This is a genomic window from Curtobacterium sp. UNCCL17 (genome assembly GCF_000686685.1).
Taxonomy (GTDB): Bacteria; Actinomycetota; Actinomycetes; order Actinomycetales; family Microbacteriaceae; genus Curtobacterium; species Curtobacterium flaccumfaciens.
This window is the reverse complement of record NZ_KK366003.1, coordinates 147,041-172,138: the sequence shown is the minus strand read 5'-3', so window position 1 is coordinate 172,138 and position 25,098 is coordinate 147,041. Positions and strand designations below refer to the sequence as shown.

19 protein-coding genes are annotated in these 25,098 nt (G+C 66.7%); 10 read left to right on the top strand and 9 right to left on the bottom strand.

Annotated elements, in window-relative coordinates; all coding sequences use genetic code 11:
* The first annotated feature begins 42 nt into the window (after positions 1–42).
* On the top strand, positions 43–858 hold the full coding sequence (locus BR70_RS23490; protein ID WP_155896964.1) for a hypothetical protein: 816 nt from the start codon (positions 43–45) through the stop codon (positions 856–858).
* Positions 859–1,957: 1,099 nt separating this feature from the next.
* Here the strand turns inward: BR70_RS23490 and BR70_RS0118580 are convergent.
* Both BR70_RS0118580 and BR70_RS0118570 read right to left on the bottom strand, forming a co-directional pair.
* A complete protein-coding gene (locus tag BR70_RS0118580; protein WP_155896963.1) occupies positions 1,958–2,287 on the bottom strand; it encodes a hypothetical protein in 330 nt (109 codons plus the stop codon).
* Positions 2,288–3,026: 739 nt separating this feature from the next.
* Complete coding sequence (locus BR70_RS0118570) at positions 3,027–6,386, bottom strand: LamG domain-containing protein (RefSeq protein WP_027467260.1); 3,360 nt, start codon at positions 6,384–6,386, stop codon at positions 3,027–3,029.
* Positions 6,387–6,653: 267 nt separating this feature from the next.
* Here BR70_RS0118570 and BR70_RS21885 point away from each other — a divergent pair, with 267 nt between their 5' ends.
* Both BR70_RS21885 and BR70_RS21880 read left to right on the top strand, forming a co-directional pair.
* Positions 6,654–12,890 (top strand): RHS repeat domain-containing protein, encoded by a 6,237-nt coding sequence (locus BR70_RS21885; protein WP_197019680.1) that lies wholly within the window; start codon positions 6,654–6,656, stop codon positions 12,888–12,890.
* A gap of 483 nt (positions 12,891–13,373) precedes the next feature.
* Entirely contained in the window at positions 13,374–13,736 is a 363-nt protein-coding gene (locus BR70_RS21880) for a hypothetical protein (RefSeq protein ID WP_051597134.1), read from the top strand.
* Positions 13,737–14,237: 501 nt separating this feature from the next.
* Here the strand turns inward: BR70_RS21880 and BR70_RS23485 are convergent.
* Positions 14,238–14,447, bottom strand: coding sequence for a hypothetical protein (locus BR70_RS23485; protein ID WP_155896962.1), 210 nt, complete (start codon positions 14,445–14,447; stop codon positions 14,238–14,240).
* 268 nt (positions 14,448–14,715) lie between these two features.
* On the opposite strand from BR70_RS23485, the gene BR70_RS0118550 reads away from it, so the two are divergent.
* The 7 genes from BR70_RS0118550 (at position 14,716) to BR70_RS0118520 (ending at position 21,012) form a co-directional block, all read left to right on the top strand.
* A complete protein-coding gene (locus BR70_RS0118550) occupies positions 14,716–15,327 on the top strand; it encodes a DUF3887 domain-containing protein (RefSeq protein WP_051597133.1) in 612 nt (203 codons plus the stop codon).
* A 29-nt stretch (positions 15,328–15,356) separates the two neighbouring features.
* On the top strand, positions 15,357–15,986 hold the full coding sequence (locus BR70_RS0118545) for an ABC transporter ATP-binding protein (RefSeq protein WP_027467258.1): 630 nt from the start codon (positions 15,357–15,359) through the stop codon (positions 15,984–15,986).
* On the top strand, positions 15,983–17,461 hold the full coding sequence (locus tag BR70_RS0118540; RefSeq protein WP_027467257.1) for a hypothetical protein: 1,479 nt from the start codon (positions 15,983–15,985) through the stop codon (positions 17,459–17,461). The genes BR70_RS0118545 and BR70_RS0118540 overlap by 4 nt, the downstream gene beginning before the upstream one ends.
* Before the next feature lie 422 nt (positions 17,462–17,883).
* Positions 17,884–18,048, top strand: coding sequence for a cypemycin family RiPP (locus tag BR70_RS23685; RefSeq protein WP_181440173.1), 165 nt, complete (start codon positions 17,884–17,886; stop codon positions 18,046–18,048).
* A gap of 144 nt (positions 18,049–18,192) precedes the next feature.
* On the top strand, positions 18,193–19,893 hold the full coding sequence (locus BR70_RS21875) for an alpha/beta fold hydrolase (protein WP_197019679.1): 1,701 nt from the start codon (positions 18,193–18,195) through the stop codon (positions 19,891–19,893).
* On the top strand, positions 19,880–20,437 hold the full coding sequence (locus BR70_RS0118525) for a DUF5819 family protein (RefSeq protein WP_027467256.1): 558 nt from the start codon (positions 19,880–19,882) through the stop codon (positions 20,435–20,437). The genes BR70_RS21875 and BR70_RS0118525 overlap by 14 nt, the downstream gene beginning before the upstream one ends.
* Positions 20,438–20,439: 2 nt before the next feature.
* Positions 20,440–21,012, top strand: coding sequence for a CypD family RiPP peptide-cysteine decarboxylase (locus BR70_RS0118520; RefSeq protein ID WP_035809673.1), 573 nt, complete (start codon positions 20,440–20,442; stop codon positions 21,010–21,012).
* A 414-nt stretch (positions 21,013–21,426) separates the two neighbouring features.
* On the opposite strand, the gene BR70_RS0118515 is transcribed toward BR70_RS0118520, so the two are convergent.
* The 6 genes from BR70_RS0118515 to BR70_RS0118490 form a co-directional block, all read right to left on the bottom strand.
* Positions 21,427–22,140 carry an NADPH-dependent F420 reductase gene (locus tag BR70_RS0118515; RefSeq protein ID WP_027467254.1) on the bottom strand — a complete coding sequence of 238 codons (714 nt, stop codon included), beginning with the start codon at positions 22,138–22,140 and terminating at the stop codon, positions 21,427–21,429.
* Between the two features lie 27 nt (positions 22,141–22,167).
* Positions 22,168–22,797, bottom strand: coding sequence for a TetR/AcrR family transcriptional regulator (locus BR70_RS0118510; RefSeq protein WP_027467253.1), 630 nt, complete (start codon positions 22,795–22,797; stop codon positions 22,168–22,170).
* A gap of 104 nt (positions 22,798–22,901) precedes the next feature.
* Complete coding sequence (locus tag BR70_RS21870) at positions 22,902–23,243, bottom strand: hypothetical protein (protein WP_051597132.1); 342 nt, start codon at positions 23,241–23,243, stop codon at positions 22,902–22,904.
* 49 nt (positions 23,244–23,292) lie between these two features.
* Positions 23,293–23,823 carry a DUF6611 family protein gene (locus BR70_RS22670; protein WP_051597131.1) on the bottom strand — a complete coding sequence of 177 codons (531 nt, stop codon included), beginning with the start codon at positions 23,821–23,823 and terminating at the stop codon, positions 23,293–23,295.
* Complete coding sequence (locus BR70_RS22665; RefSeq protein WP_155896961.1) at positions 23,820–24,401, bottom strand: hypothetical protein; 582 nt, start codon at positions 24,399–24,401, stop codon at positions 23,820–23,822. Before BR70_RS22665 ends, BR70_RS22670 begins: the two co-directional genes overlap by 4 nt.
* An 85-nt stretch (positions 24,402–24,486) precedes the next feature.
* Positions 24,487–25,080 (bottom strand): biotin transporter BioY, encoded by a 594-nt coding sequence (locus BR70_RS0118490; protein ID WP_027467252.1) that lies wholly within the window; start codon positions 25,078–25,080, stop codon positions 24,487–24,489.
* Positions 25,081–25,098 lie beyond the last annotated feature (18 nt).

The following is a 25,098-nucleotide window of genomic DNA, read 5'->3' as shown; positions in this document are numbered from 1 at the left end:
CGACGCTGTTGGGCGGGTTGCAGAGTGCACTAGGTTTTAACGATGGCCAAGCAGGAATCGTACGCAGCACATGGCGTGATCGTATGGGTGGGTGCGATCGCGATTACCCTCCTCACTCTCTGGCTCCTGGGCTGGGTCGTTTACGGCGCAGTCCTCGAGTGGAACACGCTGGAACCGCTGTCAGTGACGGGAATCGCTTTCGGCGCCGCCTCGTTGCGATTCGCGTTCACGCTCCTCCGTCGATGGAATAGCCTGTCCGGCCTAATCCTCAATGTAGCAGCGGGTGTTATCCCGATCATCGGTGTTGCCCTGTCGCTTAGTTCCGCCGGCCTGAAACCTCCCGCGGTTATCCCGTACACGCAGGCGAGCGCTGGGATCGCGGTGGTCACACTAGTGCTGACGGTGCTTGCTCTGATCCTTGACGCGATTGGGCAAATCAAGTCTGTATGGCGGTGGAGGCCTATTACCTGGAGCTCGAGTGCGCCGAAGGACTCAGGTTCGCTGAGAGACAACACGGGAACTGAGGGCGGTGCTGGTTATGTCGGCGCCGCAGTAGCTGTTGGCGACGCCGTGGGTGACGGCGGTAGCGACGACGGCGGTACCGCTGTAGCTGAGGTCGCGGATGACGGCGGCGAGGAGGGTGATACCGGTGACTACAGAGTAGACGGAACCCCGCGCGAGGTCGTGGGGCAGGAACGTGCGATTACTGGCCCCGGTGAGTTCGTCGAAGGTGTCCCGCTCGAGGGGGTCGCGGTGCGTCGGGAGCGCGGCGTCGAGCAGCCCGACCACAGTGAGCCCGAAGAACATGGCTCCGACGGCGTTCGCGACGCGCAAAAGCAGCGCGGCAACTCTGCCTGAGTAAGAGCTGCTCGCGATGATCAAAGCGCGTAACTTTCTGCAGGAGCTTGCGCAGGAGTTGGCTGACAGGTCAGCACAGTCGGCCGAAGGTCCGTGGCGTTGCCGGTAGCACGGGCTGCCGACATCGGAGCGCGCGCCTTGCGGATCGCTGCTTGGCCGGAGGGATGGTTTCAATCCATCTACCATCATGTCGTCGATGTCGTGCGACCACCAGATGGTCAGACCCAGGGGCTGCTCCGGATTCAAGTGGCATGATCACTCCTAAGGCGACCGGATTGGGTCGACTCTGGCACAAGCCACTGACAACGATCGAGCGCCACCCCCCTTGTCGGCTAGCCTCAGCGGATGGGGTTTGTATGGCATTGGGCCGCGCCCGGGTGGAACTGGTTCTGGTGCACGTGGTGGCCCACGATTGACTGGGGCAACGCGCCCGCTTGGGTTGGCGCAGTTCTCACATCCGGGTCGCTCTTCCTAGCGGTCTGGATTCTGCGCGCTGACCGTAAGGAGAAGCGGCGGGCGGTGGCAGATAAACTGACAAGCTGGTGGATCAAGTCCGCCCGCGACACGTCAGAGGCAGAGCCGTTCGGCATTGAGATTTGCGTGTTCAATGGCAGTGATGCGCCGATCGCATACGTAATCGCTGGGGGGCCCTGGGGTTCAAAATGGGAACAGCAATGGTTCAACGAAGCGGACGACCCTCACCCGTCAGCGATTGCACCTGCCCTTACTTATAGAGTGGGAGGCAGTGCTCCGACTGAGTTCGACGCCAGCAAATTCGTCCTGACATTCTCGGACACGCTCGATAAGACTTGGCACCGTCGCGTCTCAGACAACCGTTACATCAGTGAACGGAAGCTCCAGAGCATGCAGCGCAGACACAGCTCCTACTCCAGATGATGTATTTCAACGAGCTTTTGAGCGCCCCGTCGGAGGTCCTTCGGGCATCTAGTAGCCGTGATCGGGTGAGGCCGCCTGCGGCGAGGAGTATTCGGTAGTTGTTTGGGTTGCGGTAGCCATGGAGCGAAGCGCTACCGCATTGCAATGACCGGCGGCCGTTTACGGGTGATTGACGACCTAGACGTCGACGGACCTCAACCCCTTATAACTGCTGCAGAGTTTGAGGGCTCGTCAGCCTTATCGTCATCGAAGGCTTTGCCAGCTTCGACAGGTAGTTCAGCACCGGGTTGTCCGGGTCAACGTTGAACTGCCGTGCCGGGAACAGAAGTTCGCCGTCGCACACGAACGCGAAAAGGTTGCCGAGCGCGCGGTCGGTGAGGATCCGTCCTGTTCCTGCGCCCAAGCAGTCGGCGGCTTCCTCCCAGGTGAGTGTGGCGCTCAGGCTGCGATGCAAGGAGCGACGTTCGATTGCGCCGAGCTTTCCGCGAACGACAGCAGCCTTCGCCTGTTCGCATCGTTCCCGCGAATCCAACGCGGCTTCGATCAGAGCCTCCTCCTCGCAAGGGGTGAGATGGTGCTGAGCTGCCTGTCCAGGGCCGCCGGCGATGAAGTTCGTGGCATCTCCACAACGGAGCTGTCCGTCGATTCAGCGGTCATACTCATCGACCGCGAGTAGCGGCCGAGAGTCGGGCAGCGAGCTTAAGTAGCGTCCGCTGCATGCAAGGGGGGGGCGTCCGCGGAGGCAGTAGCGATACGCTCGCGTCGCTCTACGCCGGGCGTGTGCACTCGCGCGCACGCTGTTCTCGTGTCGGTGACCCGGGTGGCCCGATCAAGCGCTCAACTCTCGAACGATCGTGTCGCCCAGCCGCTGGCCTCGCCGCAGGCGTCGCGGTAACCGAGCAGTAACGGATCACTGGTATCAAGGCGGTCAATGGTGGGAGCAACCGCGTCCATTCTCCGCATCAAAACGCGGATCGCACCGCTTCGCCCCAACTTCCGCCGCTCGGCCTATGGGTTCAAATCCCACCGGTACCGCCAACAACACGACGAAGAGCCCCCGGTTTCGACCGGGGGCTCTTCTCGTGTCCGGCAGCTGTTTCGCGCTGGTCTCCATGCCGGGGGGGCACCCCGCTGTGCGTCACACCACTGCTCGAACGGATCGTCGTGTCGGATGCAAGAACGAACGTGCCGACCTCAACGCCGCGGTGACAGCGTCAACTTCTGATGTCGCACACTCGCTTCCGGTAAAGGAATCGCTCTCACCGCAACCCTCATCCGCCCGTTGGCTGATCTCGTTCACCGTCGGCGTATGCGTAAGTACCTTGGTTCATCAAGAGGCGAAGCTGACCCGTGGTCGCGATGCCCTGCGTGATGCTGACGTCAGCGATGTCACCATCGAACACGTCTGAAGGTCCACCACTGGAGAGAGCGCCGCCGACACGCAGGCCCCCCGAGACCGCAGCTTCGCCGGTGCCGAGGCTGTGTGCAACGCTGTGTGACCCGCCGGGAGAGGCGTTGATGTAGATGCGGACTTCCTGGTTCGCCGCATCCCAGACGCCTGTGACGAAGTACCAAGCACCGTCGGTGGGCGCAGTCGTGTAAACCGTCCCAGTGGGAGAGGCACAGTCAGTCTTCGGAGCGTCTATTTGCTGCTTGACGCAGAATCGGAAGTTCCCATCGCCGTACTGGAGGTAGAACGCTGACGTTGTTTCCCCGTCGATGGAAACCGCTGTGTTGTAGTGGCTGGAGGCTCCATTTGTGAGGTGCATGAAGGCGGACACGGTGTAGCTCTTCGTCGTGTCGATCGGTGCAGCGCTCGTCCGCGTGGCGCCGACGAGGGCGAAGTAGCCGAGGTCGTTCTTCACGGTCTTGCCTTCGCACGCTGACTGGGTCGAGTCGAAGTACTCCGACCCGGTCCAGCACGACCAAATGTGTCGCGCAGTCGTGCCGGCGGGAACATCATCGGCGGACGCCCACCCGTATCCGAGCAGCTGGCTGGTGTCGGTGCCGGTCGGACAAGAGGAGCCGATGAGGGTGCGGTCCCCCCAATCGCCACGACAGGACCAGATTCTGTTGGTCCCGGCCGGTTGGTCGGCCTCAGAACTGACGAGTTCACCGAGAGTGACCTCGAAATGGGCCCCAGACGGGGCACCGCCGGCGATGGATGCGCGGTGTCCGTCCGGGCCGTTGAACCGGTTGATGCGCACAAGGTCGCCGAGATGCATGATCGTCGACGGGTACTTCAGTTTGTCCGGGTACGAGTCCGGTTCCGCCGTGTTGACGCTCGGGTCGACCGTCAACGGCAGCGGCGCGGACGATCCGGTGCTGCCGGATGCGCGGTCGTCGGCTATGACGGTTGGTGAGGCGGAGGTACCAGCACCCGTGACGGACCCGTCGCTGATCCCGGTCCAGACGTGGCCGGTGGTGCCGGAAGTGGATCCAACCCGCGGATCCGCGTCGGCGATGATCGCAGCGCCTCCATCCGTGTTGGCGGAGCCGCCGACCTTCCCGGGCGCGGACACGTTGCCAGAGCGGTCAATCGCCCACACCCAGAGCGTGTTCGCGGTGTCGACCGGAGCGAAAGTCAGCGTTGCGGCGTGCGACGAGTTCGCGCATACGTAGGTGACGCGGCCGTCACTGAACGCGCAACTGGCGTAGCCGGTTGAGGTGTCCACCGCGTCGGAGAGCGGCTGCGTCAGAATCCCGCTGCCGCTCGGAGCGACCCAGTACGAGAAGCCGCGCACGTCGGAGTCGGACGCCGTCACTGTGACGGTCATGTTCGTCCCGACGGTGTGCGAGCCGCTCGGAACGGCGACGGATGGTGAGGTCGGTGCGTGCGAGTCGGACGCGAAGTAGCACCAGCTGCTCCATCCACTCCACTCTGTCCGATCCCACGTCTTGGCGCGGAACATGTAGTTCCCGTCCGACAGCGTGCCAGCAGGAACCTCAGCTGTTTGTACGCCTCCATGCGCGTCCGAACTGGCCTTCGAGAAGACCGCGGTGTCCGCGTCCGTCGTACGCATGACCTGGTAGGTGATGTGGGTCGTGTCGTTGTCGGCGTCGCTCGTCTTGGAAGAGAGGACGAGGTCTTGGGCTTTGTTGTTGACGCCTGCCGCGTTGGACGTCGATGTTCCGCAGGATCGCTGCGGTGACGCGATCGCGGCACCGCTGGGGGCGCTCGGTGGCGTGTTGTACGACACGGTCAGGGAAGCGTGCTGGTTGAAGTGCTTGCGGCTGATGCTGCCTTCGGTCGCGGAACGCAAGCCGATCTGCAGGGTGCCGCCGTTCACGGCGTCCACCGCTCGCGCGACGTCCCAACCGACTGCCTTGCCCGCCATCGCGCAGCCGCTGACTGCTGGAATGGATGCATCCGAGACGTGGTCACGCCACTGGCCCTGATTGCCCTGGTCCCAGTTCCAGTTCTGTCCTGCTCCGACGACGCCGTAGCGCCATGCCTGCACCGTCGCGTTGCCGCAGCTGTACGTGGCGACCGCGTTGAAGTGCGCGTCCACGATGTGCTTGCCGGCGAGACCGGCCGTGTCGAACTGCCAAAAGGCCCGAGAGACGTAGGTGTAGCCGTCTTGCTGCGCGTAGCCGACGCTCTGGTAGCCAGCTGAGTACTGCCCGTTCAGGTAGGACTGTGTTGGATACGCCGCGTCGTCGAACCAGAAGGCGCTGTCACCCGCAGACCAGTCGGGGTCGACGTAGAGCGGGTACTTCGGTGCATGAGCGGTGATCTCTGCGACATCGAGGGTGACGCCGTCGCTGGTGGTGGTGTGTGTCACCGGGCGGGGACTGCCGTCGCCGCCAGGTCCGTCCGAATCGCCGCCATGGGACGAGTCCCACCAGGTGGGCGAAGCAGCCGACAGGGAGGAGCCGTCCGCCGTTGTCGCCGTCGACCCGGTCTGGGTGGCCGTGACCTTCGCGCCGTCGAGCTGGAGTTCGACTTCTCGGAGCTCCGGACTTGCCGCGGCTTCCGCGGTCTTCACGACGAGTACCTCTGACATCCCGGACGGAGTCGCCGTCAGCTGCAGGTCGACGTTCGGAGCCACGTCCGGGTAGACAGCGGTGGAGCCGTCGACGTCCGGAGGCGGCAAGGAGCCGCCGTCCGGCCAGGATTCCGACACCCATGCACCCGTCTCCGTCTGCACCTGCGCGAGCGTGTCCGAACCACCTCGGGAGAACCGGACGTGCGTGTCGGTGGCGGAAGGAGTCAGCCACGTTCCGTCTGTCGCGAGGGAGGTGTCGACGGGCACCCAAGTGCCATCCTGCTGGGTCCGCACTGGGACTGTGTCCTCGGTGCGCTCGAGCGTGCCGTCTGGCTTCGCCACCACCGACACCGTCGGGGTCAGCGAGGAGGAGACGATGACGTCATGGTCGTACGTCGCCGCCACCTCCTCAGCAGCGCTCGCATCGTCAACGGCCTGAACGTCGGCTACCGACGCCGGCTTGGCAGCTGCGTCCTCACCGTCCGCTACCGCGCCAGCGCTGATGCTGGTGACGGATCCCAGGACGAGCACGGACGTGAGAATTGAGATGAGCGCTGATCTCCCGACCGGCATAAGACCCCCTAAGTCATTGCTGAAGCGCTCCCGCGCCGCCGTCACGTTAGCGACGATCGCGGAAGCCATACGGTGAGCGTCCATTCAGCATTCGACATCAGAAGCGCGATTTTCCGGGCAATTCGCTGCAATGAGCCCCGAATGGGGGGTCCATTCTTATGCATTCGCTCTCGGTACGATCCCGAAGCCGTGAAAGTCCGTTCGGACGCTTGACATGGTCAAAACTCCAGGGGGACCAGTGCGCGCTCGCACGTCACACGTCACGACTGCTGCTGGGAGTGGCGAATGAGCCGGCATCGCAAGCACCTTCGTCCGTCAACTGCTCGACGGACACAGATGGTGATCGCCGCTGCGACGATCGCGGCCGTCGCGGTCGGATCGTTGGTGTTCGTTCAATCGCGCGACATCGCCGTCGTCGCCGACCTCGGTCGTTCAGTATCCGGCACCGCGGCATCGAGCGTGTCGAGTGCTGTCCGACCGGCATCATCGAAGTCAGTGCACACGCCGACGGCGCACCTGAAGAAGGGCAATTGGCACGTCGATCTTGCCGCTCGTAGCAGTCTCGGGCAGAGCAACGGACGAGCGGACAGTGCAGCAACGGTCGGAAGCGCTTCGACCGTCGCTGGGAAGTGGACGGCCGTCGGGAACACACCGATTGGTGTGGCCCCGGTGGATTCAGCGGGTCGAGTGACCTCGGCCTCTGTGCAGGGCCTCACCGTCGGGGTTCGCTCGCAAGTCGCAGCGTCCAAGCAGGGGCTGAGCGGTGTCGTGCTCACCCTTGCCCGCGATGACGGACGAACCGGGAAAGCCCCTGTGGCGGTCCGAGTGCCGACTTCGCTCCTCCGTCAACAGTTCGGAGCTGACTACGCCGCTCGCGTCCGATGGGTGCAACTCGACGGGGCACGCAAGTACTCGGCGGCCGCCGCGACTCCTGTCGCGACGACCTCGACTGCCGACAATCTCGTGATGACGCCGATGGTCAGTAACCGCATGGTGACCCTCGCGGCGACCAGTTCTCCGGTGTCAACGTCGGGGACTGGTTCGTTCTCCGCATCGACGCTGAAAGAAGCCGGTTCGTGGGATGTGTCGGCGCAGACCGGGGACTTCTCATGGCAGTACCCGATGACGGTCCCGCCGGCGGCTGCGGGCCCAGTGCCCTCGATCGGACTGTCGTACGATTCGCAGTCGATCGACGGCGAGACCGGGTCGACGAACAACCAGCCGTCGGCGATCGGTGACGGCTGGGACCTGAACGGTGGCGGGTTCATCGAACGTCAGTACGTTTCGTGTTCGCAAGACGACGGGGCCTCCGGCGCGGTCAAGACGTCCGGTGACCAGTGTTGGAAGACGGACAACGCGACGCTCTCCCTCGGCGGTCACAGCTCGGCGCTCGTGCGCGACTCAGCGACCGGCGACTGGAAGATGCAATCCGACGACGGATCACGGATCGAGCACCTGGTCGGCACCGCCGCAGGGTGTTCACCGAACGGCACCTACGACACCGACTGCTGGCGCGTCACCACGACGGACGGCACGCAGTACTACTTCGGCAAGAACCAACTCCCCGGATGGTCCACGGGGAAAGGGACGACGAACTCAGCGTGGACCGTTCCGGTGTTCGGCAACGACACCGGCGAGCCGTGCCATGCGTCGACATTCGCAGCGTCGTCCTGTGTCCAAGCGTGGCGGTGGAACCTCGACTACGTCGTCGACGTCCACGCCAACGCGGAAGCGTTCTACTACACAGCCGAGACGAACAGCTACGGCAAGAACGGTAGCGGCGCCACCGCCTACGTCCGCGGTGGGCAGCTCGACCACGTCGACTACGGGCTGACCAGCGCTTCGGTGTACGCCGCCAACGCTGCAACCGGTCGAGTCACCTTCGGCTACGACGCATACGGCCGTTGCAGCGACACGACCCACGCGAATTGCACGAAGGAGACCATCAGCGCCGCGGCGACGAAACCGGCCAAGCCAGCCTCCTACCCGGACGTGCCCTGGGATCAGTTCTGCACGACTGCGTGCACGGCGAACGCGGTCCCCTCCTTCTGGACAGACGGCATGCTCGACACCGTCACCACCGCCGTGAAGTCCGGAACCGCATACGCGACGGTCGACAAGTGGACGCTGTCGCACTCCTTCCCGAGCCCCGGCGACGGAACCACCGCCGCCCTCTGGCTGACGCAGGTCCAGCACACCGGCTACACGGGCAGCACCGGCGTCAATGAGCCGGCGGTGAAGTTCAGCGGCGTCCGCATGCAGAACCGCGTCTGGGCCGTCGACGGACTCGCTCCGCTCGACAAGCTCCGCATCGCATCGATCACCGCCGAAACGGGCGCGGTGACATCCATCAACTACTCGGTGCAGGACTGCACCGCCGCCGAAGCCTCCGCGATCGAGGCTGCGGCGGCCACGAACTCCCGCCGCTGCTACCCGCAATGGTGGACACCGTCGATCACGCCGGCGCAAGAGCCGAAGCTGGACCTCTTCCACAAGTACGTGGTGACGAGCGTTCTCGACGACCCGAAAACCGGAGGGGCCACTGATCGCCCCCAGCAGACGTCGTACGTCTACACCGGCACGCCGGCGTGGAAGTACAACACTGCGACGTTCATGCCCGACAAGCGGCGCACCTGGTCGGTCTTCGCCGGGTACGACACCGTCGAGGTGCGGGACGGTGACGCGTCGGATCCGAAGTCGGTGAAGACGACGGCCTACACGTTCTACCGCGGCTTGAATGGCGACCGCGCCGGCACGAATGGTGGAGTGAAGTCCGTCAACGTGTCGGGGACGTCGAGCGTGACCGATGGCAGTTGGCTAGCCGGGCAGATCCGAGAGTCAGTCGTCCGGGCAGGCGTCGGCGGACCGGTCGTCTCGGACACGGTCAGCACGCCGTGGGCTTCCGGCGTGGAGGCGAACGACGGTGTGAACGCCGCTCGGCGTGTCGGCGACGGATCCACGCGGATGACAGAGCCGACGGCAGCGGGAACTGACCGGACCTCGGAGACGAACACGACGTACAACTCCGACGGGCTCCCGAGTACGGTTTCCCGCTCCGCGTCAGACGCAGCCGATACGTGCACGACGACGACGTACGCGTCGGCGAACCGCACCGCATGGCTGATCGGCCTCCCGGCTGAGCAGCGAGTCGTGAACGTGGGCTGCGGCAGCGAGCCGACTCTGCCGCGTGATGCCATCTCTGACGTTCGCACCTCCTACGACTCCGCTGCGGTCGGCGCAACGCCGACGAAGGGAGACACCACCAAGGTTGAGACGGTCACCTCGTACTCCGGGTCGAACCCGGTTTGGACGACGACCGCGACGAGCGCGTTCGACACTGTCGGGCGGGAGACCTCGAGCACAGACGAACTGGGCCACACCACCAAGACTGCGTACACGCCGGCGACCGGTGGACCCGTCACCGGGGTGACGACGACGAACCCGAAGGGCTGGAAGGCAAGTCAGACACTCGACCCCGCCCGTGGTGTCGTCCTGTCCGAAACGGCCGTCGACGGCGGAGTCACCAGTGCGACGTACGACCCGCTCGGGCGACGGACTGCAGTCTGGATGCCCGGTCGAGCAAAAGCCGACTACCCGTCAGCGCCCGACACCGCCTATGCGTACACCGAGTCGCAGACCGGCCCGCTCGCCGTTGCCACGACGACCCTCAACTGGGGCGGCACCATCACGAGGTACGACCTCTACGACGGTCTCGGTCGCGTCGTGCAGACGCAGGACCCCTCATCGAACAGCGGAAGCGTCATCACTGACACCGCGTACGACGAGCAGGGCCGGACGAGCTTGAAGAACAACTCCTACTGGGCCAGCGGGACGAAACCATCGGCCTCGTTGTTCGTCCCGGTCAGCCAGCAGCAGATCCAGTCGAGCACGGAGTTCGAATACGACGCCGTCGGGCGAACGACAGCGACCGTGGCGCACTCGTACGGCAAGGAGCAGTACCGGACGACGAACCGGTACGTCGGGGCCGACGAGGTCGACACCACGCCGCCACAGGGGGGAACACCCAACACGACGTTCACGAACTCCCTCGGGCAGAAGACCCTGCTGAGGCAGTACCTCGCGGCGTCACCGACCGGAACCCATCAGGACACGCGGTACACGTACGACGGCCGGGGCGACATGGCGTCGATGACGGACCCCGCCGGGAACCGCTGGACATGGACGTTCGATCCGGTCGGCAACAAGACTTCCGCAACCGATCCGGACACCGGGACGACGACGTACACCTACGACAACGCAGGGAATGTGCTCTCTTCCAAGGACGCACGTGGGGTCGTCATCAGTGACGTCTACGACGTACTCGACCGGAAGACCGCCGAATACTCCGGCGGGACGGACGGCGCCCTCCTCAGCTCGTGGACGTACGACACTGTTCTCACCGGGGCGCTCACCGCCTCGAGCAGCTACGTCGGCTCGGCGCCCGGCGCTCCCGGAGCCGCCTACACAACCGCAGTGACCAGCTACGACACCGCCGGACGGCCCACAGAGCAGACCACCACGATCCCTGCGACCGCTTCGGCCTTCGGCGGCACCACCTACAGCACCAAACAGACCTACAACCAGGACGGTTCGCCCTCAGCGACGACGATGCCGGCAGTCGGCGGTCTCGCAGCGGAACGCGTGACGACGACGTACGACGCGCTCGGCTTGCCGAGCAGCCTCTCCGGCACGAAGAGCTACGCCGGCGTCGTCTACGACGGGCTCAACCGCGTCGCGCAGGTGAACCGTGACGGCACCGTCGCAAACGTCTCGGCATACACGCGAGATGCAGTCACCGGAAACATCTCCGGGATCGAAGACCGAACCGGTACCGGCTCGAGCTCCGTGGTGCAAGCGAAACGGACCTACAACCGAAACGACGCCGGCGTGATCACATCGGCGACGACAACCGGGGCTGCCGGTAGCGAGACGCAGTGCTACACCTACGACGCGTTGCAGGAGCTCACCGAGGCGTGGACCCCCGCGTCGGGAGCCTGCAGCAGTGCACCAAGCACATCCCTTGGCGGGCCGGCTGCGTACTGGTCGAGCTACACCTACGACACCGCAACCGGGAACCGGAAAACCGCCACGCAGCATGCGACAGCTGGTGGCACCGACCAGGTGACCTCGTACACGTACCCGGGCGCCGGTGCCCTTCACCCGCACGCGGTGCAGAGCACGTCGACGAGTACCGGCGACGAGGACTCGTCCAACGCGTTCACGTACGACGACGACGGAAACACGACCCAGTCCGGAGACACGGCCCTCGCTTACGACGAGCACGGCAGGATCCTGTCAGCCACGGTCGGGCCACAGCGACAGAGCAACGTCTACGACGCCGACGGCAACCTCCTCCTGCAAACCGACCCGAAGAACGGCGCGACGCTCTACCTCGGCGACACCGAACTCCACGTCGATGCAGGTGCATCCACGACCACGGCGACCCGGACCTACGCACTTGCGGGCGTCACAGTCGCAGAACGAAACACCTCGACCGGTACGAGCACCGTCTCCGCTATCGACACGGACATCGACGGCAACGCCGATCTCGCAACCGACGTGCTCACCGGAGCCGTGACGCGACGCTGGTTCGACCCGTTCGGCAACCAGCGAGGAGGAGCGTCGAACTGGATTTCCGCGCACGGCTTCCTCGACAAGGCGACGTCTTCGTTCAGCGGACTGAGCCAACTCGGTGCGCGCGCATATGACGCGACGCTTGGTCGCTTCCTGTCCGTGGACCCCGTCCTGAACCCGGACCTCCCTCAGCAGAACAACGGGTACGTCTACAGCGGCAACAACCCGATCGCGAACCCAGATCCGAGCGGCCTCTGCGCCGGCTATGCGTGCGGAGGAGGCGGCGGTGGTGTCGGCGGAGGCGGAAGCCACCCGAGGCCCATGCCTGGGCCAGTGCCCTTCCCGTGGAAGGGTGCAACCACCGCCCCGTCAACACACGCCCATCACGCCACTCCCGTGCAGCCCTATGGGCACGGTGGCAGCAAGTACGCCAACTACCCCAGCGCCAAGAAGCAAGCGCAGACCGGCAAGGTCCTCCGCAAGTTGGCACCAGTCATCTTGCTCACCGCTGCGGTAGTCGCCCTCGGCATCGGCATAATCGCCTGCTCACTCGCCACCGCCGGCGTCTGCGCTGTCGCCTTCGGGGTTGAAGCCGAGGCAGGAGCGGTTGCCGCAGACGCCGACGCCATCGGAAGCACGATTGCTGCGGAGAGCGCGAAGCAAGCGGCCGCAGCGGAGGCGGAAGGCCTCACTGGCGCATTCACGAGGTCAGAGATCGATGCGGCGTCGCTCGCCCGTGACAAGGGCGGATTGACTCGAGTTGGTCGTGCATTGCAAAAGCACTCCGACAGGTCGGGGAGTGTCTTCCGCGGACAGTCAACCGGCAACACGGCACAACGAAACGCGCAGGGTTCGGCCGCTTTGGATAAGATCCTGAAAGATCCGGGACTCACCGTGAAGCAAAACAAGAACGTGACCGAGTACTTTTCGGGGACGGGAAGCGGATTCAGAATGAGCAACGACGGAACCTTCATGGGCTTCCTCGAGCCAAAGGATTAGGGAAATTGACTGACTACTCATTCGTCCTCGCAAGTTTCGTTGGCGAGCGAGACGGTATGGCAGTGGAGCTGCACGACGACGCTAACGAGGTAGTTGCAGAGGTCTTCGAGGACGACGAAACCGGCGCGTGCATATTCTCGATGCCGAATGGAGCCTCCGTGCCGGTGTCTCATATACGGGAACTCCTGAGACGAGCCGCGTTGGAGTTTCCGGGGGCTGTGGACTGCCCTGCTGATTAAGGCTGGATCTGCGGTGGGCAAGCGGATTGCTGTTCAGGCGCAGCGGTTCGAGCAGCCGCGTGCGTAAAGCGTCCGTTGCACTTCTCGCGGCACTTCTCGACAACTGAAGCTGGATCCTGCGGAGGGCGGGTGAGGGACGTCAAGTATCAAGTTTTCCCGCAGCGGCTGAAGGCCAGTTCCACTTTCGTTCAGAGGAGGGGCGGCGCTTCGTAAGGCAGACCTCACTGCGGTCGAAGTCAATGCCATGCTCGACGCAGACCCAGACTTCGTGGCCGTTCGCGAAGCTCGCGAGCGTGAGAGGCAGGCGCGCTTTGCTGCTGAAAGGGAGGCATCGGAACCGCTGCTGAAAGAGTTGGCGTCGGTGGGACGGAAGGTGAAGTCCATCTGGGACTTGGTCAACATCAGTGACCCGTATCCGACGGCCCTTCCTGTGCTGATGACGCACCTAGAGCAGGGTGAATACCCCTCGTGGGTGATGGAAGGAATCGGTCGAGCCCTCGCGGTGAAGCCGGCCGTGAAACACTGGGACCGGTTGGTGGCTTCCTACCGAAATGCGACCGATGAGGGGCACACGAGGGAGCGGCGGTCGCGTTGGCTGCCTGCGTAACAAAACAGCATATCGGCGACCTCGTCGCTTTGACCCGCGAGCGCGGCGAGTTCGATGAAGATCCGATTTACTTTCTCAAGAGGATCATGCGGCTCGGCGGAGGCGAAGGCCGTGATTTCGGCGCTTCGCTGGTTGATGATCGTCGGCTTGGGAAAGAGGCGACCGCATTGACAAAGCGGGCGCGAGAAGGGGGCGAAGAGCCCCCGAGGACTTGAGTAGAGTCCCGACAGTGCGACGAAGCCGCACGGAGTTCTAGTGAACACATCATTCTACTCTTCCCCTGAATGTCGGCGGCGCGGCGAACGGGATATATTCGGCGGGGTCCCGCGAGCGGGAGTTCGCGTTCCGCAATCTGGTCAGCATGTCTGCGACCGGATCGGTCATTCTTCATCGTCCACGGGCGAGATCTTCCCGCCGTACGAGAGGTACAGACGTTCGTGGCACGCGACACCGGGATCTTTCCCGTCTCCCTTGCCGACGAACCCGGCCGCGGTGAGACGATCATTGCTGAGTGACCGCCTGCTTGACGATGTGCTTGGCGAGTCGCGCGGTTTCAGTGATTGCCGGGTAGATCGTGTCTTCGGCGATCTTGGGCTCGCTGTGCAGCCGCTGCAGTAGCCCACGCTTCCATTCCGCGGGGACCCTGATCACCCACCCTGCTCCACCCCACTCGTGACCGGTCTTCTCGGGGTGTTGCAGCAGAAGGTTCAACGCGAGATTCGAGACGCCTGAGGGCGTGTCCGCCGGAACTGGACCTCATCGGTGTGGAACACCAGTCCGGGGTAGGGCCGGTACAGACCGCAAGCAGGGAACGTTCCGTTCTGGGCGCGCATCCGCGGGTCGAGTGCATCGTGCTGCAATGCAGCGACGTTGTTGCCTCACGGCCTCGCCGGAGGCAGCTGAAGCGCAGGCGTCGCTTCCGAGGCTGCCGTCCATTCGTCCTTGACGACCTGGTGATGTGTGAAGGTAGGCTTCACATGTGTCCGACGACCTATACGAACTCGCCACCAAGCTGTACCGGGATGTCGGCGGGATCATCGCATCTCCCGTGCTGCAGGAAGCCGATCAGCCGCTCGACCGGATCGCCGCGGTTCGGGCGCTCGGCGACCAGACCACGGCTATGTTGTCCGCCGCGGTCGTGGCCGCGCGGCAGTCCGGAGTCACCTGGCAGCAGGTCGGAGAGGTCTTGGGAGTCAGCCGACAGGCGGCGTTCCAACGGTTCGGTCGGCCCGAGCCGGTGTCGGGACACGAAGCGGAGCCGCCGGCCGCTGCCGAAGGAGCGGCGGTCGAGCGTGCGACCGCCGTCGTCGACGAACTGGCCCACGGTTCCTGGCAGGCCGTCGTCGATCGGTTCGACGACGCGATGCGCGCCCGCCTCTCGGTGGACGGCCTTTCTGCGGCGTGGTCGCAGGTCGTGGCCGCTATCGGTGCGTTCGACCACCGTGGTGAAACTCAGGTGTCGCGCGCTTCCGGGTTCACGATCACGACCACGCCGCTTCGGTTCGAGCAGGACGAGTGCACCGCCCGGATCAGCTTCTGGGACGACGGGCGCATCTCGGGGCTGTTCATCCTGGCGGGATCGCCGTCGTGACCGATCCGCAGCGCATTCCGGGAGAGCCGATGATTGACATCGACCGAGTCGCGGTCGCCGTGGACGACATGGTCCTGCTGCCGCCGACCAGTGCGTCCGTCCGTGCGGGGGAAGTGCTGGTGGTGCGAGGGCAAAACGGGGCGGGAAAGTCGACGCTGCTCAAGGTGCTCGCTGGAGTCCGCATGCCCACGGGAGGATCGGTGGCGATCGGCGGAGAACCGGTGAACCGCCGGGACCGGACCTTCCGCCGGCGGGTCGCGTCACTCCTCGGGCTGCCACCGACCGCGCCGGACCTGACCGTCGAGGACCACGTGCGTCTCGTCGCGGCGACGTGGTTCCGCGAGCGGGACGTCGCCGAGGAGACTGCTCTCGGTGTGCTGACAGAACTGGGGTTGAACGGGCTCCTCCGTCGGTTCCCGCATGAGCTCTCGTCGGGGCAGCAGCAGCTCTTCGCACTTGCGCTCGTGCTCGCGCGACCGTTCGACGTCCTCGTCCTCGACGAACCGGAGCAGCGACTCGACGACGAGCGCGTCGGGGTGGTCGGCGACGTGCTCGCCCGCCGGCGGTCGGGTGGCGCTGCGATCGTCGTCGCGACGCACAGCTCGGCCCTGATGGAGCGCCTCGCCGACCGCGTGCTCGAGCTGGACCGAGCATCGTGAACCCGCGTCTGCGAGCGGCGACGGCGATCTGGCGCGGGCGACAGCAACGAGCGGCCGGTGACCGGGCTTTCATTGCGTACTCGCTCGTCCTGTTCGCCCTCATCGTCGGCGCACCGGTGCTGCGAGCCGCCTGGTTGGCGGTCACTGCGCGGACCACCGCGGTCGCGATGACCGAACCGATCGCCGCGGTCACCGCAGCGGTGGTCGTGCTCGCGGTCTGGGCGACTGCCCTGATGGTGGGCAGGAATCGCGGCCCCGCGGTCGCAGCGCCGTTCCTCGCCCACGTGCTGACGTCGAGTGACCTCCCCGGGCGGACCACATTCGGCCGCCAGACCCTGGTCGGGGTCGCAACTCTGGCGGCCGTGGGTGGCGGCGCGGCGACGTTCCTCGGGACAGCCTTGGTGTTCGTCGGCCTGGTGCCCGTTGGGAGCGCGATCGGCTTCGCGGTGCGTGGTTTGCTCATCGGCGTGCTGACCGGACTGTGCTGGCTCCTCGGACAGGCAACCCCGCGTGCGGCAGCGGTCCTCGCCGCAGTTCTCGTGGTCGGGGCTGCCGTGCTCGCGTTCCTCGGCACAAACGCTGCACCGAGCGCCTGGGCATGGGCCACCCCGAAGGTGGACGTCCCGGGGATCGTCGTCCTTGGAGCGGTGGCGGTCGTCGGTGTCGTGGTGATGCCGTGGCTGCTCGACAGAGTCCGCGGGGCGACCATCACCGCGCAGTCGGCGCAGTGGGACGTCGCGATCGCCCACGCGGTCAGCCTCGACTTCGCTGCCGCTTCCGGGTCGTACCAAGCGGTCCCGACGGCGGGACGTCGCTTGCGCGCGGTCCGCGACGGCGCGCTGCCCGTGGTGATGGTGTTGGTCCGCGACGCCGTCGGCGCGGTACGAACCCCGGCTCGACTCGTCGGCGGTGTGCTCACGATCACCGCTGCCGGTCTGGCTCTCGTCCTCGCGGCGCAGAGCGCGACGGCAGCGCCCCTCCTCGGAGCGGTCGCCGCCGCCCTGGTGTACGTCGGGGCTGGCGCGTTGACCCGGGGTATCCAGCACGTCGCACAGGTCTCACGCGACCAGCCGTTGTACGGCTTCAGCGACGGTTCATTGCTCCTCCTGCACAGCATCTTCCCCGTCGCGTTGAGCGTCGTCATCACACTTGCGTCCACGGTCGTCGTCGGCACCGTCGTCGCTGCCAGTCCCGTTGCTGCGCCGATCTGGGGGGCGCTCGTGCTCCCGACGGTCGTGGTCGCGGCGCGGGTCAGCAACGCCCTCCGGGGCCCCTCGCCGGTCTTCTTGATGACACCGGCACCTTCCGCGGTCGGCGATCCGATGCCGTTGCTCCGGATCCTCTGGGCGCTCGATGCCCCGCTCCTCGCGGTCCTGGCGGGCTCGTCGACGGGGGCGGGATCCCTGCCGGCGCTCACGGCGGTCGCCGTGGTCATCGCTCTCTTCCTGCTCGTCCGGTGGGCACGCCGAGGTTGACCCTTCCACGAGGTGGACAGGTCGTTCTTCGTCTGTTAGCGTCCCCGTGACGGCACCCTTTCGAGGGGGGAGTGGTGCCGAAGGCGCGAGGCTTTTGGACCATGGCGGTCCAGGGCCCGAAGCCTGGAACATGTCGATCGAGGGGGGCTTCGAATGTTGTTCAGTACCGAGCGGTCTCAGCTGGCGCCGCTCTCATCGGAGCCGCGCGTGCTCGTCGTCTCGCACCCCGTCACGTCGAGCGTTGAACTGCAACGCCTGACGTTCCGTCGCACCCGCACCATCCGCGTCGCTGCCTGCCGCGCGCCCGGATGCCGGTCGATGCACGCAACGTGCTCCGACTGCGAGGCGCTTCGCCACTGCCACCTCCTCACGAGGTGCACCATGCCGGGACGGCCGTTCCGGCACACGAGAAAGGGAATCCGATGAACAGTGAAGTCCTCGAAGTCCAGGCGTTCGCGAACGCGGCGCTGTCGTCCGCAGAAGCAGGCGCACGCGCTGATGCCTCCATCCCGGCCATGACGACCCCGACGATCGTCGCCGCGGCCGAGTTCGTGGTCGCGGGCAGCACCATCTGCCTCATCTGCTAGGACTCGCGGCTCCCCGCTCGGCGACGAGCGGGGAGTTCCGCTCCTCGTCCGCACCCTCCGGAGGCCACTGTCTTGCTGCTGCACCGCATCCGTTCACCCCGCCGATCCGGCGACGACCCACGGCAACACGCGATCAAAGCCACCATGGCACCGATCGCCGTCGGCCAGATCCTCAGCTCGGTCGAGGCGCTCACGATCGGACACCTCTACCGGCGTGATGGGCTCCTCCGAGGAGTGTCCGCGCGGGGCACGGTTCCCGGGACGCTGCGGCACCGGCTGGCGACCGCCCTCGACGCCCCTGCCACCCCGAAGGTGCTGGCGGCAGTCAACTTGGCGGCGTCCGTCGTGCTCCTGCTCGGCCGGAACCGTCGCCCTGTGCAGATCGCCGCCTCGGCGGCGATCGGTGCATGCAACCGCTTGAACGAGGTGCGCACTCCGTACGGCCGGGACGGCGCTGACCAGATGACCGCCGTCATCACGCAGTACCGGACCGTCTCCGCGCTCATCCCGGACGCCGAGCGCTCGGACGACCTGTTCCTTCGTGCAGTGAACCTGCAGGCCGGGTTGAGCTACTTCGTCTCCGGGTTCGCGAAGTTGTTCGGGTCCAGCTGGGTGCAAGGCGATGCGCTCGGCGAGGTCGTGCAGACCCAGGCGTACGGCAGCGGTCCCGCAGCGAAGTTCCTCAAGTCACGACCCCTGCTGACCCGGGCGCTGACCTGGGCGACGCCGATCTGGGAGATCGCGTTCCCGGTCGTGTACGCCGTCCCCGAGCGGTGGGGCAACGTCCTGCTCGTTGGCGTCAAGGGCTTTCACGTCGCCGTCGCCGCGGTCATGGAGCTTCCGCGTTTCATCTGGGGCTTCACTGGTTCGCACGGTGCCGTCGAGTACGTGGTCGGTCGGCATGCGCTGCCTTCTTCCAAGCTCGAGCGTCTCGTCCTGACGGCTGCGGTCGCGATCACCGCGACGACGGCGACGTACGCGGCCGGACAACGAGCGATCGACGTCGAGCGGCGGCGTGGTCTGAAGGGGACGGCGCTGCTCCAGGTCGGTGACGGCGACGTCGAGTACCTGCACACCCCGCCGACGGCGGCCGGCACCGACCCAACGACGGCACCCGTCGTGATACTCGAAGCCGGCCTCGGCAACCCGCTTGACGCCTGGGCCTGGGTGTCCGCGATGACCCGGTCCGACTTCCACCTGGTCGCGTACCACCGTCGAGGGTACGGTCAGACGACCTCGTCGGCGGATCCGCACACGGCCGTCGATGCGCTCGTTCGGCACACCGGGTCGTCCGGTCCGCTCGTCGCGGTTTCCCACTCGATTGGCGTGCTGGCGCTCGCCGGCTACGCCGACCGTGAGGTGGCCGGCCGGAGGATCACATCAGCGGTCGTGATCGACGGGACCGATCCCGACCTCTTCGCGACCGACCGACGAGACCGCAAGCGGGTCGGATCGTTCCTGCAGTCGCAGCTGCGCAGCATGTTCGCTGCGCTCACGGGAATCTACAACTTCGCCCCGCACGCCGTGGACCGCCAGTCCCGGTACGAACCGGACCAACAAATGGGCACGGTGCAGTTCGTGTTCGGTCCGCGCAACATCTACCGCGCGACCCGCGAGTACTTCGAGTTCGACACGGATCGGGCACTCGACGTCCTCCGGGCCATTCCGAACCGGTACCTCGTCGCGTCACAGGAGAACGCGATGCAGCAGGCGGAACTCGCACGAAAGCTCGGCGCGGGACACCGACTCGTCGCGGACTCGTCGCACCGATCGGTCATCGGGTACCGTCAAAACGCCAAACAGGTGGCAGCGGTCGTCGAGGAGGCCGTCGATGCCGCTGGATAAGGTTCGCGGAGCGATCGGTGCGGTGGCCGCCGGCGCGCTCACGGCACATCTCATCGCGACGACGTTGTTCAACACTCCGGACTCGTTCAACCTCGACCTCCGGCGGTACGTCGGTGGATGGACGCTGCCCGGCTGGCGGTTCTTCGCTCCGAACCCCGGTGTGCAGAACGTCCACCTCCTCGTCCGGACCGGGGACGGTGACACGACGGGGACGCCGTCCGAGTGGCAGGACATCACGCCGACGATCGGTCACCACATCACGAACGTCGTCTTCCACCCGCGGAGCCGCGGGCCGAAGGCGCTCTTCGACGCCATGCAACAGCTTTCCGTGATGAAGGCCAACTACTCACGGTTCGACTGGATCGTGTCGAGCACGCCGTACGAGCTCGTCACCGATGCCGCGCGCGCTCTACTCCCGATGCGCACGGACGAGCGCTTCCAGTTCCTGCTCGTCAATTTCTTCCCTTCCGCGGTCGGTGACCAGCGGGTACAGCCGATCCTGGTCTCCGAGTGGGAACACGTCCGGCCCGGGGGGTGCGATTGACCGTGCAGCCGACGCTCACGCCCTTTGCCGGCCAGGAGCTGCACCTGCACGTGTCGGGCTCGATCTCGGCCTCGCTCGTCCCCTGGTGGGTCAACTGGCTGCGCTTCACCACCCCGGACGTCGTCGTGAACCTGTCGGTCTCGTCCCGCGCGACGGCGTTCGTGTCGGTCGACGCGCTCCGAGCCCTCGCCAACGGCCAGGTCTGGCTCGATGAATGGGACGAGCCGTCGGTCCCGCACTCGTGGCGAGACGGACGAAGCGGTGCCTCGGAGTGCTTCGTGGTGTTCCCGGCGACGCTCGACACCGTGATGCGCCTGGCTCAAGGACGCGCTGATTCTCCAGCCCACATGATGCTGCAGATCACTGATCTGCCCATCGTCCTCGCCGACGTCTTCCCCGCTGAGAACGAGGTCATCGAACACTGGCGCGCGGTCCTGCTCAAGCGGACGAATGTGTCCTTCGCCCCACGCATCGAGACTCCTCGCGCGACCGATCGGTCGACCACCTTGAGCGGTTTCAACCTCCCCGGCGCGCTGGCGCTCGCGAACCGAGCCATCGCAGATCGTCGGGGGTGACGGCGCCACACACCTGAACATGACGACTGCGGACGTCAGGCGCGACGGCAAGGCTGACCGATTCCGACCAGGGCGAGTCAGCCCCGGTCAACACCGATGAGACGAGTGACTCACGTCACCCGCGAGCATGGCGACGTCAATCTGCTGTGGAGTCACCGTCGGGCCTGCTCTTCGTCTCGCCTTCGCAGCGCTTCCTCTCCTACCTGCCGTGATGCCGGGAGTTGGCGATCTTCCCGCCGTCGAGCAGCAGCGACGAGCCGACCGCCTTCGAGGACTGCAGCCCAGGAGTGTTGCTTCCCCGATGGGTGAAACCGCCAGATCGTCATACTGCTCAACAGGGGCTACACGGGGGCCGCCGAGATCGCAGGGCTGATGGTCTCGTCGTCGCAAGGGTCCCCCAAAGAGTTGCGATCGTCAGAACTGCCGGTTCGCCACATCCGCCCGGTGCGACACCGCCAGTATGTCCCGCAGCCGCTCCGCGGGCAACGGTGCTCCCTGATCCGCCAGGTAGTCCGCCGCGAACCCCTCGGCACTCGCCGCGTAGATCCCCGTGTACGCCCCGGACTCCGGCTCGAAGCGCCACGACTCGGCCAGGGTCCCGGCGTCCACGGTGTCGAACCCGAGCAGCTGCACGAGTTCGGCGACCACGGCCTTGGCCTGCTCGTCTTCGCCCGCGATCGGCAGCGCGGTGCGAGGCGCGGAGCCGGCGAGGTTCGGGATGTGGTGCGCGACGATGTTGTTGAACGCCTTGACGATCCGGGTGCCGGGCAGGAGCGTCTGCTCGTACTCCGCCGTGGTCGTCGCGAGGGTGTCGAGCGCCTCGATCCGGCCGTCGCGACCAGGGTAGTAGTTGCCCGTCGAGAGCACGGTCCGCCCGGCGAAGGCGTCGAGGTCGGGGGCGAGCGCCGGGTAGGCGGTGAGCGGGATCGCGAGGACGGGCACGTCGCCGAACTCGACGGTCTGTCGCACGGTGCCGGCCTGGGCGCGCGGGCCGAGCTCGGCGACGAGGTCCTGCAGCGACTCGGGGCCGCGCGAGTTCGCGATGAGGACGTCGAGGTCGGCGGCGACGGCCAGACGTGCGATCGCGGTGCCGATGGCTCCGCTGCCGATGATGCCGATGCGGTTCATGTGGTGCCCTTTCAACAGTGGTGGAGGTCAGGGGAGAGCAGGGGCTTCCCAACCGCGCCGCGACAGGGCGGAGAGCGCGGCGGAGGACGAGTCGTCGGCCATCGCGGCACCCCGGACCCAGCTGGTCGCCAACGCGGCGAGGAACAGGTCCCGCGCGCGGACGTCCGCACGCGCACGACCGGAACGCTGCGCGGCGCGGAGGAACTCGTCCGTGGTGGTGATGAATCCCTGGCACGTCAGGGCGAGCGGTGACGAGTCGGACGAGGCGGTGGCACGGAGCGGTTCGGGCAGTCCGTCGAACGTGCCGGCCCACTCGGTGACCGCGTCGAGCCAGCCGTGCAGGGCGTCGCCGGTGTCCACGGAGCCGTCGCGCAGTGCTTCGCGACGGGCCACCAGGTGTTCGTCGCGGGCAGCGAGGAGCTCGGCGAGCAGGGCTTCGCGCGTGGGGAAGTGCCGGTACAGGGTGCCGGCGCCGACGCCGGCCTGCTTGGCGATCGCGTCGAGCGAGCCGGTCACGCCGTGCTCGGTGAACGCGCGCTCCGCGACCCGCAGGATGTGGTCCCGGTTCCGCAGCGCGTCAGCACGCGCGGCACGCGGCGGACGCGGGGAGCGCAGTGGGCGCGGTGTGCGCCCGGCGGGAGCGGTCTGCTCGGGCATGGCGGGCCTCCAGGCTGTGGCGTTGAATACCGGAGAAGCTCTCCGGAACCACCACAGTACAGGAGACCCTCTCCGTTTCGTCGCGGAAGCGCGACGCCCAGGCGTCAGGACTCCTCGGCAGCCTCCGCCGCGTCCGCCAGGTCTGTCCGCGTGTTCGCGTGGATCGGCTCGCTGTGCCCGAAGGTCTTCGCGGCGGCGCGCAGCCGCCCGACGAACTCCCCGTTGTCCATCTCGAGTTCGTCCTCTTCCGCGTCCTCGATGACGATCTCGCTCGAGGGCCCGATGAGGATCTTCGTGGTGGTCATCGTCCCGTCGTCGGCCACGGCGGGGACGTCGACGGTGTCGGCCCGGTCGCCTCCGGCGAGGGCCGCGGCGTACTCGATCACGGCGTCGGCGACGTCGTCACCGACCAGGATCGTGGTGGCGTCGTAGTGGATGTGCTTCATCGCGTACTCCTTCCCGGACCCATACAAACGCGCGGCGCGGGAACCGGCTTCAGGATGACCGCTGCACGCGGTGGTCCGGGTCCGGCGACTCCAGGGCGTTCCACACGTCGCCCCAGATGAGCTCGAAGTCGACGGGGCGGATGCGGTCGGCCCGGAGCGCCTGCTCCAGGATCGACAGCGCGTCCAGGGAGCCGGTGAGCAGCCGCTCGTCGCCGTGGACCTCGCGGCGGCCGTCGCCGAGGAACGTCGTCACGGTGACGGACCGCACCCGCGGTCGCAGCGCGCGGGTGGCGCGGGCGAGGACCGCGAAGCCGCCGCCGTAGAGGAGCAGCGCGGTGGTCGTGCCGACGGCGGGAACCGAGACGGCGAGCACCAGGGCGGCGAGGGCGACGACCGCCCCGACGGCCGGCCAGACGTGCCAGGCACGCAGCAGCAGGCGCTCGCCGATGGTCGTGCCGGGCGGGAACACGACGAGGGCCCGCGAGCTCCACAGCGTCCGCCCGACGGGTCGGATCGTGTACCGGCCCCACAGGTGGGTGCCGTCGAGCAGCCGGGTGCGGACCGGCAGCGCGACGGTCATCGATCCGCCGGCACGAGTTCGGTGCGCACCGGCGCGAGTTCCGCCCGGACCGGCGCGAGTTCCGCCCGGACCGGCTCGACGACGTCGCGGTGCCGGACGGTCGCCAGGCACGGGAAGCAGACCAGGTCGCCTTCGCGGACGTCGGCGGGCAACGGAGCCGGGAGGCGGTGGAACGGACCGTCGGCCTGACCGTCACAGCGGGTGACGACGTACATCGGGGAGAGGGGAGCGGTGCTCCGGCGTCCGATCAGGCGCACCTGGTCGAGCACGGCGCAGGTCGGCAGGACCGCGTCGAGTTCCAGGAGCACGACCCCGGTGCGCGGTCGCCGCACACGGGTGACCGACGCCACGGCGACGCTCACGTCGCGAGGTGCCCAGCCGCGCGGGCGGTACGGGGGCGGGGACTGTTCGGCGGTGTGCACGGTCGGGGTGCCGGTGAGGTCGGCGAGCCGGACCATCGAGATCGCCGAGACCAGCAGGTCGTCGGTGGTCGCGACGGTGTGGGCCGGCCAGAGGAACGGGTCCATCGGATCGGGGAGCGACGCGCGGAGCGTCGGCATGATCGCAGTCAGTGTCACGACCACACGCTCTCGCGGGCTCGAACAGCGCGGAAGGCCTCCTGACGGAACCCCTACGGCCGGCGCCGGAGTCCTGACGGAGCGCTCACCGGCGGGTGGCCGAGCGCAGGGCTGCGGTCCACCCGAGGGAGATCACACCCGCCCCGATCAGGGTCTTCACCACGCCACCGAGGACGAACGGGTAGAGCCCGTACTGCAGGGTCTGCTGCAGGTCGAGGCCGAGTGCCACCGCGAGCCAGGCCATCCCGGCGACGAAGGTGACGACGGTGCCGAGGGCGAAGGACAGCAGCGCGTTCCGCAGCGGGCGGTCGCCGAAGCGTTCGGCGACCCAGCCGACCAGGGCCGCGGCAGCGACGAAGCCGACGATGTACCCGCCCGAGGGGCCGACGAGCACGCCGACCCCGGCCGAACCGTCCGCGAAGACCGGCAGCCCGACGACACCGAGCAGTGCGTAGACGAGCATCGACAGGGCACCGCGACGGGCGCCGAGGGCACTGCCGACGAGCAGCACGGCCAGGGTCTGCCCGGTGATCGGGACGGGCCAGATCGGCACGGACACCTGCGCGGCACCGGCGGTCAGCAGCGCGCCGCCGAGGACCAGGGCGGTGCTGACGACGGCGGTGCGGGGGAGCAGGGCGTCGGCGAGCGGACGGTGTGCGTAGGGGGTGATCGTGGTCATGGGGTTCCTCGCTGGGGA